Annotated in this window: 20 protein-coding genes; all 20 read left to right on the top strand. The window is 58.1% G+C overall.

Annotation, left to right across the window (positions count from 1 at the left end):
• Positions 1–130: 130 nt before the first annotated feature.
• The 20 genes from JKV55_RS08720 (at position 131) to JKV55_RS08625 (ending at position 18,504) form a co-directional block, all read left to right on the top strand.
• Positions 131–895, top strand: coding sequence for a hypothetical protein (locus JKV55_RS08720; RefSeq protein WP_202084236.1), 765 nt, complete (start codon positions 131–133; stop codon positions 893–895).
• Between the two features lie 112 nt (positions 896–1,007).
• On the top strand, positions 1,008–2,318 hold the full coding sequence (locus JKV55_RS08715) for an AAA family ATPase (RefSeq protein WP_202084234.1): 1,311 nt from the start codon (positions 1,008–1,010) through the stop codon (positions 2,316–2,318).
• Positions 2,318–3,187: a DUF4435 domain-containing protein gene (locus JKV55_RS08710; protein ID WP_202084232.1), complete on the top strand. Its 870-nt coding sequence runs from the start codon at positions 2,318–2,320 to the stop codon at positions 3,185–3,187. Before JKV55_RS08715 ends, JKV55_RS08710 begins: the two co-directional genes overlap by 1 nt.
• A gap of 157 nt (positions 3,188–3,344) precedes the next feature.
• A complete protein-coding gene (locus tag JKV55_RS08705) occupies positions 3,345–3,548 on the top strand; it encodes a hypothetical protein (protein ID WP_202084230.1) in 204 nt (67 codons plus the stop codon).
• A 113-nt stretch (positions 3,549–3,661) separates the two neighbouring features.
• Positions 3,662–4,048, top strand: coding sequence for an SMU1112c/YaeR family gloxylase I-like metalloprotein (gene gloA2, locus JKV55_RS08700; protein WP_202084228.1), 387 nt, complete (start codon positions 3,662–3,664; stop codon positions 4,046–4,048).
• Between the two features lie 469 nt (positions 4,049–4,517).
• Positions 4,518–5,027, top strand: a complete 510-nt coding sequence (locus JKV55_RS08695; RefSeq protein WP_202084226.1) for a DinB family protein — start codon at positions 4,518–4,520, stop codon at positions 5,025–5,027.
• Positions 5,024–5,335 carry a hypothetical protein gene (locus JKV55_RS08690; protein WP_202084224.1) on the top strand — a complete coding sequence of 104 codons (312 nt, stop codon included), beginning with the start codon at positions 5,024–5,026 and terminating at the stop codon, positions 5,333–5,335. Before JKV55_RS08695 ends, JKV55_RS08690 begins: the two co-directional genes overlap by 4 nt.
• Before the next feature lie 2 nt (positions 5,336–5,337).
• Positions 5,338–5,733 (top strand): DoxX family protein, encoded by a 396-nt coding sequence (locus JKV55_RS08685; protein ID WP_202084222.1) that lies wholly within the window; start codon positions 5,338–5,340, stop codon positions 5,731–5,733.
• A 252-nt stretch (positions 5,734–5,985) separates the two neighbouring features.
• The gene (locus tag JKV55_RS08680) at positions 5,986–6,474 is read left to right on the top strand and encodes a GNAT family N-acetyltransferase (protein WP_202084220.1); all 489 of its coding nucleotides are present in this window, start codon (positions 5,986–5,988) and stop codon (positions 6,472–6,474) included.
• Between the two features lie 49 nt (positions 6,475–6,523).
• A complete protein-coding gene (locus JKV55_RS08675) occupies positions 6,524–7,120 on the top strand; it encodes a GNAT family N-acetyltransferase (RefSeq protein ID WP_202084218.1) in 597 nt (198 codons plus the stop codon).
• Positions 7,121–7,188: 68 nt separating this feature from the next.
• A complete protein-coding gene (locus tag JKV55_RS08670; RefSeq protein ID WP_202084216.1) occupies positions 7,189–7,563 on the top strand; it encodes a VOC family protein in 375 nt (124 codons plus the stop codon).
• A gap of 78 nt (positions 7,564–7,641) precedes the next feature.
• Positions 7,642–8,154 carry a GNAT family N-acetyltransferase gene (locus tag JKV55_RS08665; protein WP_202084214.1) on the top strand — a complete coding sequence of 171 codons (513 nt, stop codon included), beginning with the start codon at positions 7,642–7,644 and terminating at the stop codon, positions 8,152–8,154.
• Between the two features lie 82 nt (positions 8,155–8,236).
• Positions 8,237–9,223: a magnesium transporter gene (locus JKV55_RS08660; RefSeq protein WP_202084212.1), complete on the top strand. Its 987-nt coding sequence runs from the start codon at positions 8,237–8,239 to the stop codon at positions 9,221–9,223.
• Between the two features lie 61 nt (positions 9,224–9,284).
• The gene (locus JKV55_RS08655; protein ID WP_202084210.1) at positions 9,285–10,088 is read left to right on the top strand and encodes an SDR family oxidoreductase; all 804 of its coding nucleotides are present in this window, start codon (positions 9,285–9,287) and stop codon (positions 10,086–10,088) included.
• A gap of 132 nt (positions 10,089–10,220) precedes the next feature.
• Positions 10,221–11,348 carry an efflux RND transporter periplasmic adaptor subunit gene (locus JKV55_RS08650; protein WP_202084208.1) on the top strand — a complete coding sequence of 376 codons (1,128 nt, stop codon included), beginning with the start codon at positions 10,221–10,223 and terminating at the stop codon, positions 11,346–11,348.
• Between the two features lie 10 nt (positions 11,349–11,358).
• Positions 11,359–14,460 (top strand): efflux RND transporter permease subunit, encoded by a 3,102-nt coding sequence (locus JKV55_RS08645; protein ID WP_202084206.1) that lies wholly within the window; start codon positions 11,359–11,361, stop codon positions 14,458–14,460.
• A 204-nt stretch (positions 14,461–14,664) separates the two neighbouring features.
• Complete coding sequence (locus tag JKV55_RS08640; protein ID WP_202084204.1) at positions 14,665–15,039, top strand: VOC family protein; 375 nt, start codon at positions 14,665–14,667, stop codon at positions 15,037–15,039.
• A 345-nt stretch (positions 15,040–15,384) separates the two neighbouring features.
• The gene (locus tag JKV55_RS08635; RefSeq protein ID WP_202084202.1) at positions 15,385–15,948 is read left to right on the top strand and encodes a hypothetical protein; all 564 of its coding nucleotides are present in this window, start codon (positions 15,385–15,387) and stop codon (positions 15,946–15,948) included.
• Positions 15,949–16,273: 325 nt separating this feature from the next.
• Positions 16,274–16,684, top strand: a complete 411-nt coding sequence (locus JKV55_RS08630; RefSeq protein ID WP_202084200.1) for a hypothetical protein — start codon at positions 16,274–16,276, stop codon at positions 16,682–16,684.
• Positions 16,685–16,947: 263 nt separating this feature from the next.
• Positions 16,948–18,504 carry a methyl-accepting chemotaxis protein gene (locus JKV55_RS08625; RefSeq protein ID WP_202084198.1) on the top strand — a complete coding sequence of 519 codons (1,557 nt, stop codon included), beginning with the start codon at positions 16,948–16,950 and terminating at the stop codon, positions 18,502–18,504.
• Positions 18,505–18,587: the final 83 nt, after the last annotated feature.

Genomic DNA, 18,587 nt, shown 5'->3' with positions numbered 1-18,587 from the left:
TGTGTGTGGCTATAACAAGCGCCTAAACCAAAGGACGCAAAACAGCAGGCTGCGCTCCTTCGTCGCTAAGTTTAGCCTGCTATTTTTCGCCGGTTAGGCGAGCGTTAGTTGCCAGACAAGGTCATGAATAGTGGTAGAAAAAATATACTTCGATCACATCAACGAAAAGACTGATAGCTACTTTCTTGAGTATTCTCCGCCTGTTGGTTCAGTCCCCTTTGCCTCCCTCACCGTGACATATGTTTCTGACGTTGCAGCTGAGAAGGTGGCCACAGACTTGGAGGATCTAGCCGGGAAGTGGATCGCTCGGTATCCAGTACCTGTCATGGCTAGTGCATTTGATAGGCGCGGCGATCTTATTGATCTTGAAAAAGTCCGTTCTTGTAGTCATCTCACCGCTATCATGGATGAAGAAAAGCTGCGTTATCGCTGGGAGCTTCTTGAAGATGAAGAGTTTCCAGAGGAGCTGCAGGACCCAGGGTATTTGATAGAAATATACTCAGACCTGAACTACAGAACTCAGAAAGAAGTCAGTGCCCAAGCACGAGAAAACCTAAAGCCAATACGAGCAGCGAAAAGATTACTGATTGTTTGGTCAGTCGTCGTGCCTGCCGCGATTGCGCTACTTGAGTTCTTTAGCCCTGTGTGGCTATCGGTAATTGCTCTGGTTTATAGTTTTTGGAAAGCCTACCAGCAGTGGTTAAAGATGACGGGGCGAAAAGAAAAATCAGATAGGGAGATCGAAAGGGAAAAAGACTCTCGTTTGAAAGAGCATCACCACTATCACTGTAAGTTGAATCCCGATGGTTTTTTGAGGCTCAAAGTCGAGAATTTCCAAAAAATGGAAGAAGATCAAATACAGAAGAAATATGACTCAATCTCCAACAGCAACTAACCAGTGCAGGTTGTCGGACAGGTACTCCGTTGCACTCCGCACCTGCCGCAACTGCAGCCGTTAGCATGCAAAATTTGGCACCTGATTAATTCACAAACTTAAGGGGACAAATGTGAAATTAAAAAAATTATTAATCAATGGCCTTTTCGGTCATTTCAACCATGTCATAAAGTTCAAAGACGAAAATATAACTATTGTTACAGCACCAAATGGCTATGGAAAAACGATCTGTCTAAAAGTCATAGACTCGATCTTCAATCGAAAACTTTCTTTCTTATGTGATTTGCAGTTTAGCTCTATCGAGCTTTTTACATCAAATGGAACCCTTGAGATTATAAAGAACAATGATGAAGAAAGATCGCGTTCTATTACTCTTGGTCATAGTGATGAATCTGAAATTCATGAATACTCAAGGGAGTTTGAGTTATCTACAAGGAAAAGTCAGTCAACTCATGTAATTGATATGCATGTACCATTCCTGCATCGTGTAGGACCTAGGGAATGGGAAGATCATAGAACAAACGAAGTTTATACATTTGAAGAAGTCATTGAAAATTTCGCGGAGTACTTGCCAAATGAATTCACTTCTAAAAACTATCCTCAATGGTTTATTGATTTCAGTAACTCTCTGAACGCGCACTTCGTTCAAGACCAAAGACTTATACAAAGAAAGGCTGATCGTACTAGTCGAGGCCGAAAACAAAGTTATGAAGATACAATTGAAAAATATGCAGCTGAACTAGCCGAACTTATTAGAGATTCAGGTTTTCAATCGTCACATGTTTCTCAACAGTTAGATACAACATTTCCTGTTCGATTACTTGCGAATGACAGAAACTTCAGGTCAAAAGATGCATCGGTACTTAAAGATGAATTGCAAGCTTTACAAAATAAAAGAGCTGAATTGTCTTCTTTTAATCTATTATCTTCAGAGCAGCATTTGCCTGCTATGCGAATGTTGGATGACATTAAAGATGAAGATAGAAAAGTTTTAACTCTATATGTTGAAGACACATACGCAAAACTAAAGCCTTATGAAAATTTATATAAAAAAATAGAGTTATTTTCTAGGATTCTCAATAGTAAAAGACTGTCATTCAAAAAAATTAAAATAGAAGCTGAAAAAGGTTTTCATTTCGAAACCGAAGAAAAACGACCACTGAAGTTAACTCAACTTTCATCTGGGGAGCAGCATCAAGTTGTCTTGTTATACGAGTTAATATTTAAAACTAAAGAGAATGTTTTGGTGTTGATCGATGAACCAGAGATATCGTTGCATGTTGCTTGGCAAAAAGAATTTCTGAAAGACCTAGAGGAAATAATTGAAATACAAAATATGCCTGTAGTTATAGCAACGCATTCTCCTCAAATTATCGATGGAAAATGGGAATTGACCGTTGACTTGGAAGGTGGTCTTTCCTAATGCGAAGTTATATTGATGAAAATGATAAAAAAAATGAAATAAGAATGCTTTTCAATCACCCTTTGTATAAGGATAAAATAATATGTATTGTAGAGGGTAAATCTGACACCCGTTTATTTAGAAAGCTTTTGAAACACGATAGATTGAAGATTGAGTCAATTGATGGAAAGAAAGACTTAGTAAAGGTCATGAAAGAGCTTTCGGTTGAAATTCCTGAACAGATACTAGCTATATGTGACGCTGATCAAGATCATTTAACGGGTTCTGTCAATACTTATGAAGATATATCGGTGTTTATTACTGATCATCATGATGTAGAGACGTTAATGATAAATTCACCATCTTTCGAATTCTTTATTAATGAATATTCTTCAAATGATAAAGTGGAGCAGTTTTCTGCTGAGCTATCTGACAAGGTATTTGAAGCTGCTTACACTTTAGGGTTGCTACGTTGGATAAATTACTCAGAAGAGTTAAACCTTAAATTTAGAGGCCTAAATTTCAACGAGTTTATTGATGTTACAAACTTCTCAATTAATTTTGATTTAGATTCATTATTGCAGATATTATTTCTTAGAAGTAAATCCAAAAGTGAAAATGTGACCGAAGAATTTCTTAAAGATAAGATCCAAGAGTATAAGAATAAAGGTGCTTGCAAGTTACAGGTGTGCTGCGGTCATGATTTAACCAATATTATTGCTATTGTGTATAGAAATAGGTGGGCATCCTTAGACACAAATATGGATAAAAATAAAGTGGAGTCATCTCTTCGCTTAGGCTACCGACATGAATTCTTTGCTAATACCAATTTGGCAAGACAACTAAACGCATTTTTGTCAAATCACCAAATCGAATTAACTGCATGCTAACAAGCGAATTAACAAGGACAAAAGACAGTTGGCTTTGCTCCTTCGTTGCTAATTTTAGCCAACTATTTTTTTCCTATTATGCGGGCGTCAGCACTCATAAATCAGGTGATTGAAAATTAAGGGGGTAGGGATAGTGTCGGAATATGTGACTGAATGCATGAAAAGAGCTTTAAAGTCAGCGGAAGAGTTGAAAGCCAAAGGTAAGGAGCCTGATCTTTTGGAGATTAGCTCTGATGTATGGACTCTTATCAATATGGGAGGCATTAATATGTTTCCAGGGGAACAAGTATTTGCAGGTTTCAAAGTTGTGGTGCGAAGTGATTTAGAAAATCATATCGAAGCAATAGAAAGTTCTGAGTAACTAAGATGCTAACAAAGCCAAGCAGCATCGCCCCTACGGGGCTGGACCTCGCTGCGCTCGGCCGCTGTTGGCGGCGTTAGCAGCCCGAGTAATTCATCGAATTGGAGAGTTTTGTGCATTTAGAAAGTATTCATCATGTGGCCATTATTTGCTCGGATTTTCAACGGTCCAAGGCATTTTATTCAGATATTTTGGGTCTTAAGATCCTTGCGGAAAATTATCGAGAAAATCGAGATTCATATAAATTGGACTTGGCTTTACCAAATGGTGGGCAAATCGAGTTGTTCTCTTTTCCTTCTCCTCCACCTAGAGTGAATAATCCCGAAGCTCAAGGTTTAAGACATTTGGCATTTGTTGTTAGCTCGGTTGAATCTGTTGCAGATGAATTACGAACACATGGAATAGATGTAGAGCCTATTCGTGTTGATGAGTTTACGGGTAAGCGGTTTACCTTTTTTAAAGATCCAGATGGTTTACCTTTGGAGTTGTACGAGAAATAAACACAGCAAATGATGCAGTGAATGGAGGAGCCATGCCGAATAAGCTTTGGCATGAGGCGTTTTATGGTTGCCGACCCGAATGGGCTGCTCGTCAACCTGTTTTCGTTCCCATAAAGCCACCCAACCCAACATTCAACTAAACTCGCCACAGTGCGCCTTTTAACGCAGGCGCCGGACTACACCGCCACCCCTATACCCTTGGAGCCAGAGATGACCGCATATGCTGTTGCCGTGATACGCGAAACCCGGTTTGGCCCGGAGATAAAGGAGTACCTGCAGCGCATAGACGCGACAGGGGCTGGTACGAGTCCGATGCCTATGGGGCGATTCGGCCCCTTCGCACCCGGCATACCTTGGGCGAGGTGCTGTTGGTCCAGGGTGTGCCAGAAGGCCATAAAGGGGCCGATATCCTCGGCTAACCGCAGGGTGGCGGCCATGGGCCCGCCTTTAAAAACGGCAGGAGACAATAATGACAGCTACCCGAAATATACGCATGTTGACTCGATACACCGCATGGGCAAATTCACGCCTTTACAGCGCGTTGTCCGAGCTGCCGGTTGCACTGCTGCTTGAAGCAAGGCCAGGTCGCCCTAATGGTATGAATGGAATACTGAGCCACAGCTACGCCGTTGATCTCATATGGAAGGCGCATTTCGAAGGTAAGGGGCATGGGCTTAGCTCGCGTAATTTCGAAGTCATCCCTTCCTTTGACGAACTGCGCCTCGCCCAACGGCAGGTGGATGAATGGTATATCGCCTACGCAGATGAGCAGGGCGAGGAGTCGTTGGAACAAGTGATGTCCTTTAAATTCGTCGACGGTGGTTCAGGCTCGATGAGCCGTGGGGATATGCTGCTGCACATCGTCAATCATAAAACCTACCACCGTGGGTATGTTGCAGACATGCTGTACGAGTCGGGAAACCGCCCGCCGACCATGGATCTTCCCGTATTCTTGCGCGATGAGCCGCCAGACCTATGAGTATCCCGCCAATTACTTATTCAGAGCGGCGCAACTCGTGGCATTTTCGGGTGGCGTTGAATGGGGTGATCCTGGTGGCGCCCGGCGGGCCGGAGGAGGATCCGACCGGCGGCTTTGCCCTCGGCGGCTGGATGTTCAACTACTGGGATGAGGCCATGGATCTCTCGGCGGCGGGGTTCACCGGCCAGGATGGCGAAGGGAAGCTGGTGATGGGCCGGAAACGGAGATTGGGATTCGTCCGGTACCAGTTATGCCGTTACAATGGCGGCCTGAATTCGATATTGATAACAACACAACACGGAGAATAAAGATGGAAAAATTCCTCAATGCATGGCGCCCCCGGGTGCTGAGTGTGGTGCGCATGGTGTCCGCCTTTCTGTTTATGCAGCACGGTGGGCAAAAACTGTTCGGCTTTCCCGCCGCCCCGCGGGGCGAGTTCGATCTGTTCTCGCTTTCCGGCGTGGCCGGGGTGCTGGAGCTGTTCGGCGGTGCCCTGCTGCTGCTCGGCCTGTTCACCCGGCCGGTGGCCTTCGTGCTCTCGGGGTTGATGGCCTTCGCCTACTTTATCGCCCACGCCCCGCGGGATTTCTGGCCGTTGAACAACGGCGGCGAGCTGGCCATTATGTTCTGCTTTACCTTCTTCTACCTGGTGTTCGCCGGTGGCGGCAGCTGGAGCCTGGACTGCCTGCGCGCTGGCCGGCGCTGAGCCGGATTTTGCCACGGCGGCGCCCGGGGCGCCGCCGTTTGCAGAGAAGGTCCATCGTCCTTATTTTCGCCAGCCTGGTCGCTGCCGGCCTCCTTGGTGTTAGCGGTCATCTCCGCGCAGGCGCAGATCCATGACGATTTGCGCTGGGCTCCCGCCTTCGCGGGAGTGACAAGGGGGCACGCGGGAGTGACAAGGGGCCGAGCGGGAGTGACAATACATCCGTTTATTACTCACTTTGCGACAAACCGAACCATGAATATCAGAGCAGCCACTCCGGGCGATTTCGAGCAGATCTGGCCCATTTTCCGCGACATCGTCGCCGCCGGCGACACCTACGCCTACCCGCCGGACACCGGCTACGAGCAGGCCCGCCAGCTGTGGCTGGAGCTGCCGCGCCAGACCTTCGTGGCCGAGGAGGAAGGCCGCATCCTCGGCACCTATTACATCAAAACCAACCAGGCCGGCCCCGGCAGCCACGTGTGCAACTGTGGCTACATGGTGTCGGCGGCGGCGCGGGGCAGGGGGCTGGCCAGCGCCATGTGCGAACATTCCCAGCAGGTGGCGCTGGCGCTCGGCTACCGGGCCATGCAGTTCAACTTTGTGGCCTCGACCAACGAGGGCGCGGTGCGGCTGTGGAGCAAGCTCGGCTTCGCCACCGTGGGCCGGTTGCCCGGGGCCTTCCATCATCCCCGCCTGGGTTATGTGGACGCCCTGGTGATGTACAAATGGCTGGCGGAGTGAGCCGGCGCAGTCCCGAAATAATAAACACCCATAACAAAGAGAGCACGATATGACTTCATCCCCCTGGTTGAAGGAAACGCAACTGAACGGACGGCACGTGAATCTGATGCCGCTCCGGCAAGAGCACGGCCCGGCCCTGGTGGAGGCGGCGAGCGACGGCCGGCTGTGGGAGCTGTGGTATACCAGCGTGCCCGGGCAGGAGTCGGTGGCCGACTACATCGCCTTCGCGCTCAGTGAACAGAGCGCGGGGCGGGCGCTGCCCTTCGTGGTGGTGGACAAGGGCTCCGGCCGCATCATCGGCGCCACCCGCTACTGCAATGCGGACGCCAAAAACCAGCGGCTGGAGATCGGCTACACCTGGTACGCCCAGAGCCACCAGCGTTCGGCGGTGAACACCGAGTGCAAGTACCTGCTGTTGGAGCACGCCTTCGAGCGGCTCTCGGCCATTGCCGTGGAGTTTCGCACCCACTGGCACAACCTGGCCTCCCGCGCCGCCATCGCCCGCCTCGGCGCCAAGCAGGACGGGGTGCTGCGCAACCACCACAAGGGCCCGGACGGCCACTACCGGGATACGGTGGTGTTCTCCATCATCGACCACGAATGGCCGGTGGTGAAGAAGAGCCTGGCCCACCGCCTGGGCTGTTAGGCGGGGCGGCGGCAAGGGCGGGCCGCATTATACTTAGGGTGTTCCTTCATTTACCCGGAGTACCCCCCATGGCCACTTCTTCATTGGGATTGCAGCAGGTCAAGGTGATCGCCCTGGCCGTGTCCGACAGGGCGAGGGCCGAGCGTTTCTACGGCGAGCTGCTCGGGCTGGCGCCGGCCACCGAGGGCGGCGAGGTGGTGGGTTTCCAGCTGGGGGAGGTGACCCTGCTGCTCAAGGACGACTGGTACGGCCGGCCCACGGCCGAGCCCAATCCGCGCCTCACCCTGGCCTGTGACCATGCCCCGGATACCGAGACCCGGCTGCGGGAGCGGGGCGTAACCATCGCCGATCCGGTGGCGCTGTACGACGATCTCTTTTATATCGGCAGCTTCCTGGACAGCGAAGGCAACAAGCTGTGGTTCTGCTCGCCGCGCTCGTCCTGAGCGCAGGCCGGGCAACCCTATCGTTTTGCGGCCGGCATTTTGACTGCCGGCCTTTCTTTTCTTGTTTCCGGAGCCGACATGAGCAGCCATTACCGTATCGAACTGGCCCAGCCCGCCCATCTGCCCCTGCTGCCGGACATAGAGCGGGCGGCGGCGGCGTTGTTTCCGGACTGGGTGCTCCCGCCCGCCCTCAGGCAGGGGGCGGTATCCCTGCCCCGGCTGGAGCAGGCCCGGGCGGGGCGGCGGCTGTGGGTGGCGCTGTCGCCCCGGGGGGAGCCGGTGGGCTTTACCCTGGCGGAGCCGGGAATGGAGGCGGCCTTTCTGGTGGAGCTGGATGTACACCCGGACCACCAGCGCCTGGGCCTGGGGCGGCGGTTGATCGAGGTGGCCATCGACTGGGCCCGGGCCGGGGGGTACCGCAGCCTCACCCTGACCACCTTCGAACATGTGCCCTGGAACGCCCCCTTTTACGCCCGGCTGGGCTTTCGCTTCCTGGATGACACCGAGCTGGATGAACGGCTGGCGCGGCAGCTGGCCGGCGAGCGGAGCCTGGGGCTTAAGGGCAGGGTGGCCATGGCCCTGGCACTGTAGGGGCGCCGGTGTTAACCGGCAGCAGGCACCGGGGCTATGCTGAAATGAGTCTCAGCTATCCGCCCGTCGCCCAGGAGGCCCCATGCCGCGAGATCCCCAGTCGCTCGAGGAGCCGGTCGTGTTTGAAACGGCGGCGGAGCACGTTTGCACCGATGTGCCGGTGTTCGCCCCCGACTGCCGTGCCGCCGAGGCCCGGCAGGGGCTTACCGAGCGGAGTTACGAATGCGCCAGCCATGTGGTGGTGTGCCGGGACGGCCGGCTCTGCGGCATGGTGCGCATCGAGGATCTGCTGCCCGCCGCCGATCATGTCACCCTGGAAGTGCTGATGGAACAGGATCCGCCCGTGGTGGCACCGGGGGTGGATCAGGAAGTGGTGGCCTGGCGGGCGGTGCGCCATGCGGAGTCGGCCCTCGGCATGGTGGACGGGGAGGGGCGCTTCGTGGGCCTGATCCCGCCCTACCGGATGCTGGCGGTGCTGCTGGCCGAGCACGAGGAGGATCTTACCCGCCTGGGCGGCTTTACCAAAAGCACCGAGGCGGCGCGCTCCTCCAGCGAGGAGCCGGTGCCGCGCCGCTTTCGCCACCGGCTGCCCTGGCTGCTGGTGGGCCTGCTCGGCGCCCTGGTTGCCGCCGATCTGGTCGGCTGGTTCGAATCCCAGCTGCAGCGAACCCTGATGCTGGCCTTCTTTATCCCCGGCCTGGTCTACCTGGCGGACGCGGTGGGCACCCAAACCGAAACCGTGGTGGTGCGCGGCCTTTCGGTGGGCGTGGCCATGCGCGCCATGGTGAGGCGGGAGCTGCTGGCGGGCCTGGCCATCGGCCTGGTGCTGGCGCTGGTGGCCGGCCCGCTGGTGTGGCTGCGCTGGAGCGACCCGACGGTGGCCCTGTGCGTGGCCCTGGCGGTGCTGGCCGCCTGCTCCACCGCCACCATTACCGCCATGGGGCTGCCCTGGCTGCTGTATCGCGCCGGGATGGATCCGGCCTTCGGCAGCGGCCCCCTGGCCACCGTGATCCAGGACTTGTCGACTATTCTTATCTACTTCGCCATCGTCTCCGTCGTGCTCGGCTGAGCCCCGGCCTTCTTGCGGGCACCTCAGCCGGGTTTTCCCCCTTATCTTGCAGGAGGCAAGCATGCCGCGTTTACAGCATAAAACCGCCCTTATCACCGGCGCGGCCCGGGGCATCGGCGAGGCCATGGCCCACGCCTTCGTGGCCGAGGGCGCCCTCGTCTACCTCACCGACATTGACGACGAGCTGGGCCGGGCCCTGGCCGCCGGCCTGGGCGAGCGGGCCCGCTACCGGCGGCTGGATGTACGTCGGGAGGCCGACTGGCAAGCGGTAACCGAAGCCATCCTGGCCGAAGCTGGGGGATTGCAGGTAGTGGTGAACAACGCCGGCATCACCGGCTTCGAGCAGGGGATGGTGGCCCAGGATCCCGAGCATGCCTCCCTGGCCGACTGGCACAGTGTGCACAGCACCAACCTGGACGGCGTTTTCCTCGGCTGCAAGTACGCCATCCGCGCCATGCGCCGCTGCGGCGGCGCGGGCGCCATCATCAACATCTCGTCCCGCTCCGGCCTGGTGGGCATTCCCGGTGCCGCCGCCTACGCCTCCTCCAAGGCGGCGGTGCGCAACCACACCAAGACGGTGGCGCTCTACTGTGCCGAGCAGGGGCTGGCCATCCGCTGCAACTCCATCCACCCGGCGGCCATCCTCACCCCCATGTGGGAGCCGGTGCTGGGCACGGGGCCGGAGCGGGAGCAGCGGCTGCGCGACTTTGTGCAGGACTGCCCCCAGCGCCGCTTCGGCCGCCCGGAGGAGGTGGCGGCCCTGGCGGTGATGCTGGCCTCGGACGAGGTGCCCTACATGACCGGCGCCGAGCTCAACATCGACGGCGGCATACTGGCGGGCTCGGCCGCCAGGCCCGATGCCTGAACCCGGCCTCGGTGTCAGTGACTTTGCAGGCGGGCCCTTAAGGCGCCATCTAAACTTCTCCTATTGTGGCGTGCCCGGCTAAGTACCGGAGCGCGGGGGAGGGAGCATGATCACGGAACAACGGGGCCCGGGATGAAAAAGCTGCTGTGGGTGGGGGTGGGCCTGCTGCTGGTCTTGCCCATCGTCGGCACCCTGGTGCTGATCAAGGCGCTGCAGTTCGGCGCCATGGGCGCGGCCGCGGCCCAGATGCAGATGCCGCCGGAGCCGGTGAACGCCGAACTGGTGCGCGAGGCCGAGTGGCAACCGGAGCTGCAGGCGGTGGGCTCGGTGGTGGCGGTGCAGGGCACGGTGATCCGCACCGAGGCCGAGGGCCTGGTGCGGGAGATCCGCTTCGAGGCCGGGGCCCAGGTCAAGGCCGGCGACGAGCTGGTGCGGCTCGACACCGACATCGAGCGGGCCCAGCTGCGCGAGGCCGAGGCCGCCACCGCCCTGGCGCGGCAGTCCTTTCGGCGGGCCCGGGAGCTGGCTCGTAGCCGCCACATCTCCCAGGGCGAGCTCGACGCCGCCGCCGCCAACCTGCAGCAGGCCGACGCCCGGGCCGACATGATCCGTGCCCTGATCGCCAAGAAGACCCTGAGCGCCCCCTTCGACGGCCGGCTCGGCATCCGCCGCGTCAGCATCGGCCAGTTCCTCGACAAGGGCAGCCCGGTGGTGTCGCTGCATTCCCTCGATCCCGTCTATGTCGAATTTTCCCTGCCCCAGCCGCAACTGGCCGAACTGGCCGGCGGGCTGCCGGTCCGGGTCTGGTCCGACACCTATCCCGAGCGGCCCTTCGAGGGGCGGGTCACCGCCTTCAACCCGGATCTCGATCCCCAGACCCGCAGCGTGCGGGTGCAGGCCACCTTGGCCAATCGCGAGGGGCGGCTGCGCCCGGGCATGTTTGTGTCGGTGCAGCTGTTGCCCGGGCGCACCGAGCAGGTGCTGCTGATCCCTATTACGGCGGTGCAGCACGGCCCCTACGGCGATGCCGTCTTCGTGATCGAGCCGGACGGGCAGGACGAGAATACCCTCAAGGTGCAGCAGCGTCTGGTGCGGCTCGGGGCCAGGCGGGGGGATTTTGTGGTGGTCAGCGAGGGGCTGGCGGCCGGCGAGCGGGTGGTGTCGACCGGGGTGTTCAAGCTGCGCACCGGCATGGCGGTGGTGGTCGACAACCGGCTGGCGCCGGCATTCCGGCTCGATCCCGACCCCGGCAACAGTTGAGCGCGCCGCCATGAAGGCCTTTACCGATCTCTTCATCCACCGGCCGGTGCTGGCGCTGGTGGTCAATATCGTCATCATCATCGCCGGGCTGCAGGCCTGGTGGTCGCTCAGCGTGCGCCAGTATCCCCAGAGCGAGAACGCCGCCGTTATCGTCGCCACCCCCTATGTGGGGGCCAGCGCCGAGGTGGTGCGCGGTTTCGTCACCACCGCCATCGAGGGCGCCATCGCCTCCGCCGACGGCATCGACTATGTGGAGTCGAAGAGCCTGCTCGGGCTGTCGCTGGTCACCGCCCGGCTCAAGCTCAACTATGAGCCGACCAAGGCGCTGGCCGACATTACCGCCAAGGTCAACCAGGTGCGCAACGAACTGCCGGCGGAGGCGGAGCTGCCTTCCATCAGCGTGCAGTCGGCGGACTCCGAGTTCGCCGCCGCCTACCTGAGCTTTTCCTCGTCCAGCCTGTCCCAGAGCGACATCACCGACTACCTGGTGCGGGTGGTGCAGCCCCGGCTGGCGGCCCTGGCCGGGGTGCAGCGGGCCGAGATCTTCGGGGCGCGCACCTTCGCCATGCGGGTCTGGCTGCAGCCGGAGCGGATGGCGGCGCTCAACGTCAGCCCGGCCCAGGTGCGCGCCGCCCTGGCGGCCAACAACTTTATCTCGGCGGTGGGCAGCACCAAGGGCGCCCTGGTGCAGGTGTACCTCACCGCCAACACCGATTTGCATACGGTGGAGCAGTTCCGCCAGCTGGTGATCCGCCGGGAGAACGACACCATAGTGCGGCTGCAGGATCTGGCCGAGGTGGAGCTGGGCGCCGAGGACTACGACACCGAGGTCAGCTTCAACGGCGAAACGGCGGTGTTTATGGGTATCTTCCCCCTGCCCAATACCAACACCATAGAGGTGATCCAGGGGGTGCGGGTCGACCTGGAAGCGCTCGGGCCGGAGCTGCCGCCGGGGCTGGAGGCCCGCCTGGCCTACGACGCCTCCGAATACATCGACAACGCCATCCGCGAGGTGGTGGGCACCCTGATCGACACCCTGAGCATAGTGGTGATCGTTATCTTCCTGTTCCTGGGCTCGGTGCGTTCGGTGCTGGTGCCGGTGGTGGCGATACCGGTGTCGCTGATCGGCGCCGTTTTCCTGATGCAGACCCTGGGCTTCACCCTCAACCTGCTTACCCTGCTGGCCATAGTGCTGTCGGTGGGCCTGGTGGTGGACGACGCCATAGTGGTGGTGGAAAACGTCGAGCGCCACCTGCGCGAGGGGCGCACCCCGCAGGAGGCGGCCCTGGTAGGGGCGAGGGAGCTGATTGGCCCCATTATCACCATGACCATCACCCTGGCGGCGGTTTACATCCCCATCGGCCTGCAGGGCGGGCTTACCGGCGCCCTGTTCCGGGAATTCGCCCTCACCCTGGCCGGGGCCGTCACCATCTCCGGCCTGGTGGCGCTGACCCTGTCGCCGATGATGAGCGCCCGCCTGCTGCGCAGCGCCGAACGGGAGGAGCGGGGCCTGACCGGCTGGGTCAACCACCGCTTCGACTGGCTGCGCGCGCGCTACGGCCGGATGCTGGCCCACAGCCTGAACGGCCGGCCGGCGGTCTATGCCCTGTGGGCGGCGCTCAGCCTGGCGGTGGTGCCCATGTACCTGTTTTCGCCCAAGGAGCTGGCGCCGCTCGAGGATCAGGGCTTTATGTTCGCCATCATCAACAACGCCGCCAACGCCTCGGCGGATCAGAAGATCCACTTCGGCCGGGCGGCGGAGCAGGTGTTCCTCGAGGCGCCCGAGCGGGAGCTGACCTTTCAGATCCTGCTGTCGCCCTCGGACCCTTTCGCCGCGGCCATGGGGGTGGGCGGCTTCAGCGGCATGGTGGTCAGCCCCTGGGGCGAGCGCGAGCGCACCATTTCCGACATAGTGCCCGAGATACAGGCGGGGTTGTCGGCCATTCCCGGCCTGCAGATCTTCGCCGGCCAGCCGCCGGCCCTGCCCGGGGGCAGCAACTTCCCGGTGGAATTCATCATCGCCGCCACCGCCGAGCCGGAGCAGATGCTGGCCTATGCGGAGCGGCTGCAGCAGGTGGCGATGGAAAGCGGCCTGTTCTATTTTCCGCCCGAGATCGATCTCAAGGTCGACCAGCCGCAGACCGAAATTGTGCTCGATCACCAGAAGGTGGCGGCCCTGGGGCTGACCCAGCAGCAGGTGGGCGCCGATCTGGGGGCGGCCCTGGGGGGCAACTACGTCAACCGTTTCAACGTGCGCGGCCGCGCCTACAAGGTGATCCCCCAGCTGGCGCGGGTGGAGCGGCTCAACCCGGAGCAGCTCAAGAACATCCACGTCACCGGCCCCGACGGCGCCCTGGTGCCGCTCAGCGCCTTCGCCACCCTGCGCCACAGCACGGTGCCGCGCTCCCTCAACCGCTTCCAGCAGCTCAATGCCATCAAGCTGTCGGGCATGACCGCGCGGCTGGACGAGGGCCTGGGGGTGCTGGAGCAGGCGGCGCGGGACATACTGCCGGCGGACTACAGCGTCAACTACACCGGCGAGTCGCGCCAGCTGCGCACCGAGGGCGGTCGCTTCCTGCCGGCCCTGGGGCTGGCGGTGCTGATGATCTTCCTGGTGCTGGCGGTGCAGTTCAATTCCTTCCGCGATCCCTTCGTTATCCTGCTGGGCTCGGTGCCCCTGGCCATGTTCGGCGCCCTGGTGTTCACCCTGCTGAAGATGCCCAACCCGGACCTGCCCTACTGGACCGACGGCTGGACCACCACCATGAACATCTATGCCCAGGTGGGGCTGGTGACCCTGGTGGGACTGATCGCCAAGAACGGCATCCTGATCGTGGAGTTCGCCAACAAGCTGCAGGAACGGGGCCTGGCCAAGCGGGCGGCCATCGAGGAGGCGGCCATGACCCGGTTGCGGCCGGTGCTGATGACCTCCATGGCCACGGTGGCGGGGCACTTTCCGCTGATCCTGGTGGACGGCCCCGGGGCGGCGGCGCGCAACTCCATCGGCCTGGTGCTGGTGGGCGGCATGGCCATCGGCACCCTCTTCACCCTGTTCGTGGTGCCCTCGCTCTATATGCTGCTGGCCCGCTCGCATGGCGGCGAGCCCCGGTAGTTGTTTTATTCCGCCGCAAAACCGATCCCTCGTAGGGTCGAATTTATTCGACCGAACCCCGGCGCCGGGATGGTCCATTGAAATGGACCCTACGGCAGGCCCGTGCCGGTGGTTCCCGTAGGGTCGAATTTATTCGACCGAACCCCGGCGCCGGTGCCTCCTATACTGAGGGGATGTACCTTCAACCGGATCCCGGGAGGCCCCATGACCCAGTCACTCCGTTTCGGCGGCGGGCGCAATATCGCGCTCAAGGTTCCGCCCCATCAGTTCGAGGCCACGGTGGCCTTTTACCGCGACGTGCTGGCGCTGCGCCAGGTCGACAAACAGCCGCCGTCGGTGGCCTTCGAGTTCGGCGCCTGCCGGCTGTGGATAGACCAGGTGCCCGGGCTCAGCCAGGCCGAAACCTGGCTCGAGGTGGTCACCAACGATCTCGAGGGCGCCGCCGCACACCTGCAGGCCGCCGGCGTGGTGCGCCGGGACGAGATAGAACCGCTGCCGGAAGGCTTTGCCGCCTTCTGGATAGCCAACCCGGCCCAGATCATCCACCTGCTGTGCCAGGATGAAGCATCCCTGGACTAATCCCCCATCATTGTAAGGGTCCACTTCAGTGGACCAATTAACCACCCGCGGGCGTGCTTGTCCCTTTCCTAACCGGACGGCGGGCACCGCTGCCGCCTGGGCCCTTGCAGACTACCGGACAATAGCTGTCACAAGGGGGCCATGATCCGCTCATGAGCTTTTCTCCCCTTCATATACTTAACGGTGGCTGACAACCCTGCTAACCGCGGCCTACAACAAGGAGTGACGGCAAACAGTGGCCGTTTTGGGCGATATTGCCCATGTCGAACAGGAAGTTGACCATGCGGGAATGCGGAAACATGAAAGTGCTTAACCGGAAGTTGATGATTAATCCGAGGAATTATCATGAACATCTTCAAAAAAGTTCCGCTAGCCATTCTCATAGGAGCAACCCTGCTGCCCGCTTATTCCATGGCCCAGTCGCATATGGGAGGACAGAACACACTGGGCCCCAGCGCGGGCGACAGGGAATTTTCCCTTTCGGGAACCGGCACCAGCAACAAGGACTTCGACAACAGCAGCTTTGGCGTATCGGCTGATTACGGCTGGTACCTGTCGGACAGAATGGTGGCGGGCATTCGCCAGAGCATCAGCTACGCCGACGTTAAAGGCGAGGATCTGTCGGGTGATTTCTGGAACGGCAGTACCCGCGGCTTTGTCGACTACCACTTCGGCCAGGGGGCGGCCCGTCCCTTCGTGGGCGCCACCCTGGGCGCCATCTACGGCGACGGCGTGAAGGATACCGGCACGGCCGGCCTGGAAGTTGGCCTCAAGTACTATGTACTGCCTGCCACCTTTGTGCAGGCCAGGGCCGAATACCAGTTCCTGTTCGACAGTGGCGACAGTGCCAGAGACAACTTCGACAACGGCGCCTGGGCCTATGTGCTGGGCATGGGCATCAATTTCTGATCCGGGTTCCTTGGCAGGGCGGCTGCCCTGCCAAGGCTCCGCCTCGCTATCCCCACGAAAACGGGCATCCAGAACAGCCCCCCACCCATTTCGCAAACCAAAATGCCCGGCATGATAAAGTTTCATTTGAATTCCATGCCGCGCGCGGCAAAATACCCCATGACTACAGGGGAGGAGAGAGGCAAGGTCGCCCGCAAGATCCGGGCGGTAGCATGCCTTATGCCCAGATCCTCCGATCTCGGCCGGGTGTGAACAAGAACGGAGGAAGGGGTTCACTTTAAGTTCCACTACCCTGGCCCTGTGACCAGGGCATTATAGGTTTTATATGCGAATATTTTTTATACTGACCTTGATCTTCTCAGCATTGACTTGTCATGCAGGTGATGACTTATATCGGCTCATGATTCCAGGGAAATACATCCTGGTAGGAAAGGCTTTGGATTCAGAAACTACTTATGTTGGCAAGGTGATCATTGAAGATGACGAGAACGGATTCAAGGTCACACGCATGGTTGCGGATAAGCTGGTTATCGGGAATGGAACAATTGAATCAGCTACGGATGCAAAAGTGTTGCGCATTAGGTTTGTTGAAGACGGCCTAAGTTACGAGCAAACATGTATGGTTGGCTCAGATCTTGACAATTATGCACGAATTAGCTGTTACCTGTATCAGCCTGATATTCAAACTATGGACCCTGGGCTTGAAGTTCTCTTCAATGAGCCTGCCGAAGCATAAGGCATATAACGAACGAGGCCATAAAGTGAGCGTGAAGTAAACCAGGAACCATAACCTTTTGTTAAACGAGCTATGGAATGATGGGCGAGGGGGCTGTCCGAGTACGAGTTTCATGCCATCCATTTATTTATTTTAATTTTTCCTGTTGGTAGTGCTTGTTATCAGACTTCTAACAGTAAGTTAGCCAACCCTGTCTCTGTCTCGAGTGATCTGGAATTAGGGATGATTGTTTAAGATTTAATGGATATAAATATGGGGAATGTATGTTAAGTATTAAAAACCTGAGCGTGACCTTGAAGCTTTGTATAGGCTTTGGGTCGCTGTTATTTTTTGTGCTCTTATTGTCTATGTTTGGGTTCTATGGGTTGAGTAATAATGATGCAACGCTAAAGCGCATCAGTCAGATAGGCAACCTGTTCGACGAGATAGTATTTACCCGTGAAGCCAATTACCAGCAGGCATTGGATGGTGACTATCATAGTACAGAGCTGCACAATCAGCGCCGTCAAATCCTCCAGGATGCCATTAACCAATTGCACACCGACACCCAAACCGGTCGCTGGCCTTCCGAGGACATGGCGGCGGTGGAAAAACTGAAAAGGGATCTGGCGCGCTACCTGAAAGAAAGAGAGGCCGCGCGCACACAGTCCGCACTGCTTGCCGCCAACGGATTGCTGTCCGATCTGCAGGACAACACCAACGAGCTGTATTTCGCCGAGGAGGAGCGTGCCGCCGCCCAGGCTGAGCAAGTCTATTACCTGCTCGTTAGTATCACCCTGGTAACCTTGGCCATGGGCGGCGTGGTGACCCTGGTGATCAGCCGGCAGATTGTGCTGCCCTTGAAGCAAGCCGTTGAAATTTCCCAGCGTATCGCCAAGGGGGATCTGGTGTTGGAGCAGCCGGATGCTAACCGCAGGGATGAATTGGGCGCACTGCTTGCTTCCCTGGCGGTAATGAACGGCAGCCTGCGCACTGTTGTGTCACAGATTGGCTCGGCGTCCTATGAGCTTACGGCCTCGGCCTCTCAATTAACTTCCGTGACCGACCGTACCCAAGAGCGAATTAACGACCAGAAGAATGAAACCTATTTTATCGCCACGGCGATGAGCGAGATTGCCACCACGGTACAGGAGGTGGCACGTAACTCCGAGGATACGGCTACGGCCGCCAAGGGCGCGGCCGAGGAAGTCGTCAACGCCCAGCTATTGTCGCAGCGGGCCATTACCCAGATAGAGTCTCTTGCCTCGGAGATCACGAGCTCGGCCGATTTCATGAACCGGCTGCAGCAGGAGTGCGGGCGTATTGGCAGCATCCTCGACGTGATTAAGGAGGTCGCGGATCAAACCAACCTGCTGGCGCTTAATGCGGCCATCGAGGCCGCTCGTGCCGGCGAAGCCGGCCGGGGCTTTGCCGTGGTGGCGGATGAAGTGCGAAACCTGGCCCAACGCACCCAGGTGTCGTCGAATGAAATCGGCAAGCTGGTTTCGGAGCTCCAGGGCATTGCCGACGAAAGCACGCGCACCATGCAGGAAAGTGTGAAACATACCCAGGCTTCCGTCGCCGCCGTCCGCGACACGGGAGCCGCCCTGGCCGTGATCACCCGGCAGGTATCCGATATTCAGCAAATGAGCGAGCTGATTGCCACTGCTACCGAAGAGCAGGCCACGGTCACCGCCGAGAGCAATGATCGGGTATCGACGGTGCGGCAGTCGGCCGAAGCCTCTGCCACCGCGAGTGCGGAGATTTCTTCTGCCAGCAGCCGGCTGGCGGGGCTGAGCCAAGAGCTGAATGGGTTGGTAAGACATTTTAGCAACTACTGATGCAGTGGCGGGCAACCGGGATCCTATGGGTGTCACCATTGCCCCCCGCTATCCCCGGATAGCGGGGTTGTTCATATAAGCCA

This window comes from Zobellella iuensis, assembly GCF_016746085.1.
GTDB lineage: Bacteria > Pseudomonadota > Gammaproteobacteria > Enterobacterales > Aeromonadaceae > Oceanimonas > Oceanimonas iuensis.
Note: the sequence above shows the minus strand (reverse complement) of the source record. Positions and strands in the feature narration are given on the sequence as shown.

Bases quoted from the DNA above. Each gene is read 5' to 3' on its own strand.
- JKV55_RS08710 (WP_202084232.1), top strand. From the start codon at position 2,318: ATGCGAAGTTATATTGATGAAAATGATAAAAAAAATGAAATAAGAATG.
- JKV55_RS08705 (WP_202084230.1), top strand. From the start codon at position 3,345: ATGAAAAGAGCTTTAAAGTCAGCGGAAGAGTTGAAAGCCAAAGGTAAG.
- JKV55_RS08695 (WP_202084226.1), top strand. From the start codon at position 4,518: ATGACAGCTACCCGAAATATACGCATGTTGACTCGATACACCGCATGG.
- JKV55_RS08690 (WP_202084224.1), top strand. From the start codon at position 5,024: ATGAGTATCCCGCCAATTACTTATTCAGAGCGGCGCAACTCGTGGCAT.
- JKV55_RS08685 (WP_202084222.1), top strand. From the start codon at position 5,338: ATGGAAAAATTCCTCAATGCATGGCGCCCCCGGGTGCTGAGTGTGGTG.
- JKV55_RS08680 (WP_202084220.1), top strand. From the start codon at position 5,986: ATGAATATCAGAGCAGCCACTCCGGGCGATTTCGAGCAGATCTGGCCC.
- JKV55_RS08675 (WP_202084218.1), top strand. From the start codon at position 6,524: ATGACTTCATCCCCCTGGTTGAAGGAAACGCAACTGAACGGACGGCAC.
- JKV55_RS08670 (WP_202084216.1), top strand. From the start codon at position 7,189: ATGGCCACTTCTTCATTGGGATTGCAGCAGGTCAAGGTGATCGCCCTG.
- JKV55_RS08665 (WP_202084214.1), top strand. From the start codon at position 7,642: ATGAGCAGCCATTACCGTATCGAACTGGCCCAGCCCGCCCATCTGCCC.
- JKV55_RS08660 (WP_202084212.1), top strand. From the start codon at position 8,237: ATGCCGCGAGATCCCCAGTCGCTCGAGGAGCCGGTCGTGTTTGAAACG.
- JKV55_RS08655 (WP_202084210.1), top strand. From the start codon at position 9,285: ATGCCGCGTTTACAGCATAAAACCGCCCTTATCACCGGCGCGGCCCGG.
- JKV55_RS08650 (WP_202084208.1), top strand. From the start codon at position 10,221: ATGAAAAAGCTGCTGTGGGTGGGGGTGGGCCTGCTGCTGGTCTTGCCC.
- JKV55_RS08645 (WP_202084206.1), top strand. From the start codon at position 11,359: ATGAAGGCCTTTACCGATCTCTTCATCCACCGGCCGGTGCTGGCGCTG.
- JKV55_RS08640 (WP_202084204.1), top strand. From the start codon at position 14,665: ATGACCCAGTCACTCCGTTTCGGCGGCGGGCGCAATATCGCGCTCAAG.
- JKV55_RS08635 (WP_202084202.1), top strand. From the start codon at position 15,385: ATGAACATCTTCAAAAAAGTTCCGCTAGCCATTCTCATAGGAGCAACC.
- JKV55_RS08630 (WP_202084200.1), top strand. From the start codon at position 16,274: ATGCGAATATTTTTTATACTGACCTTGATCTTCTCAGCATTGACTTGT.
- JKV55_RS08625 (WP_202084198.1), top strand. From the start codon at position 16,948: ATGTTAAGTATTAAAAACCTGAGCGTGACCTTGAAGCTTTGTATAGGC.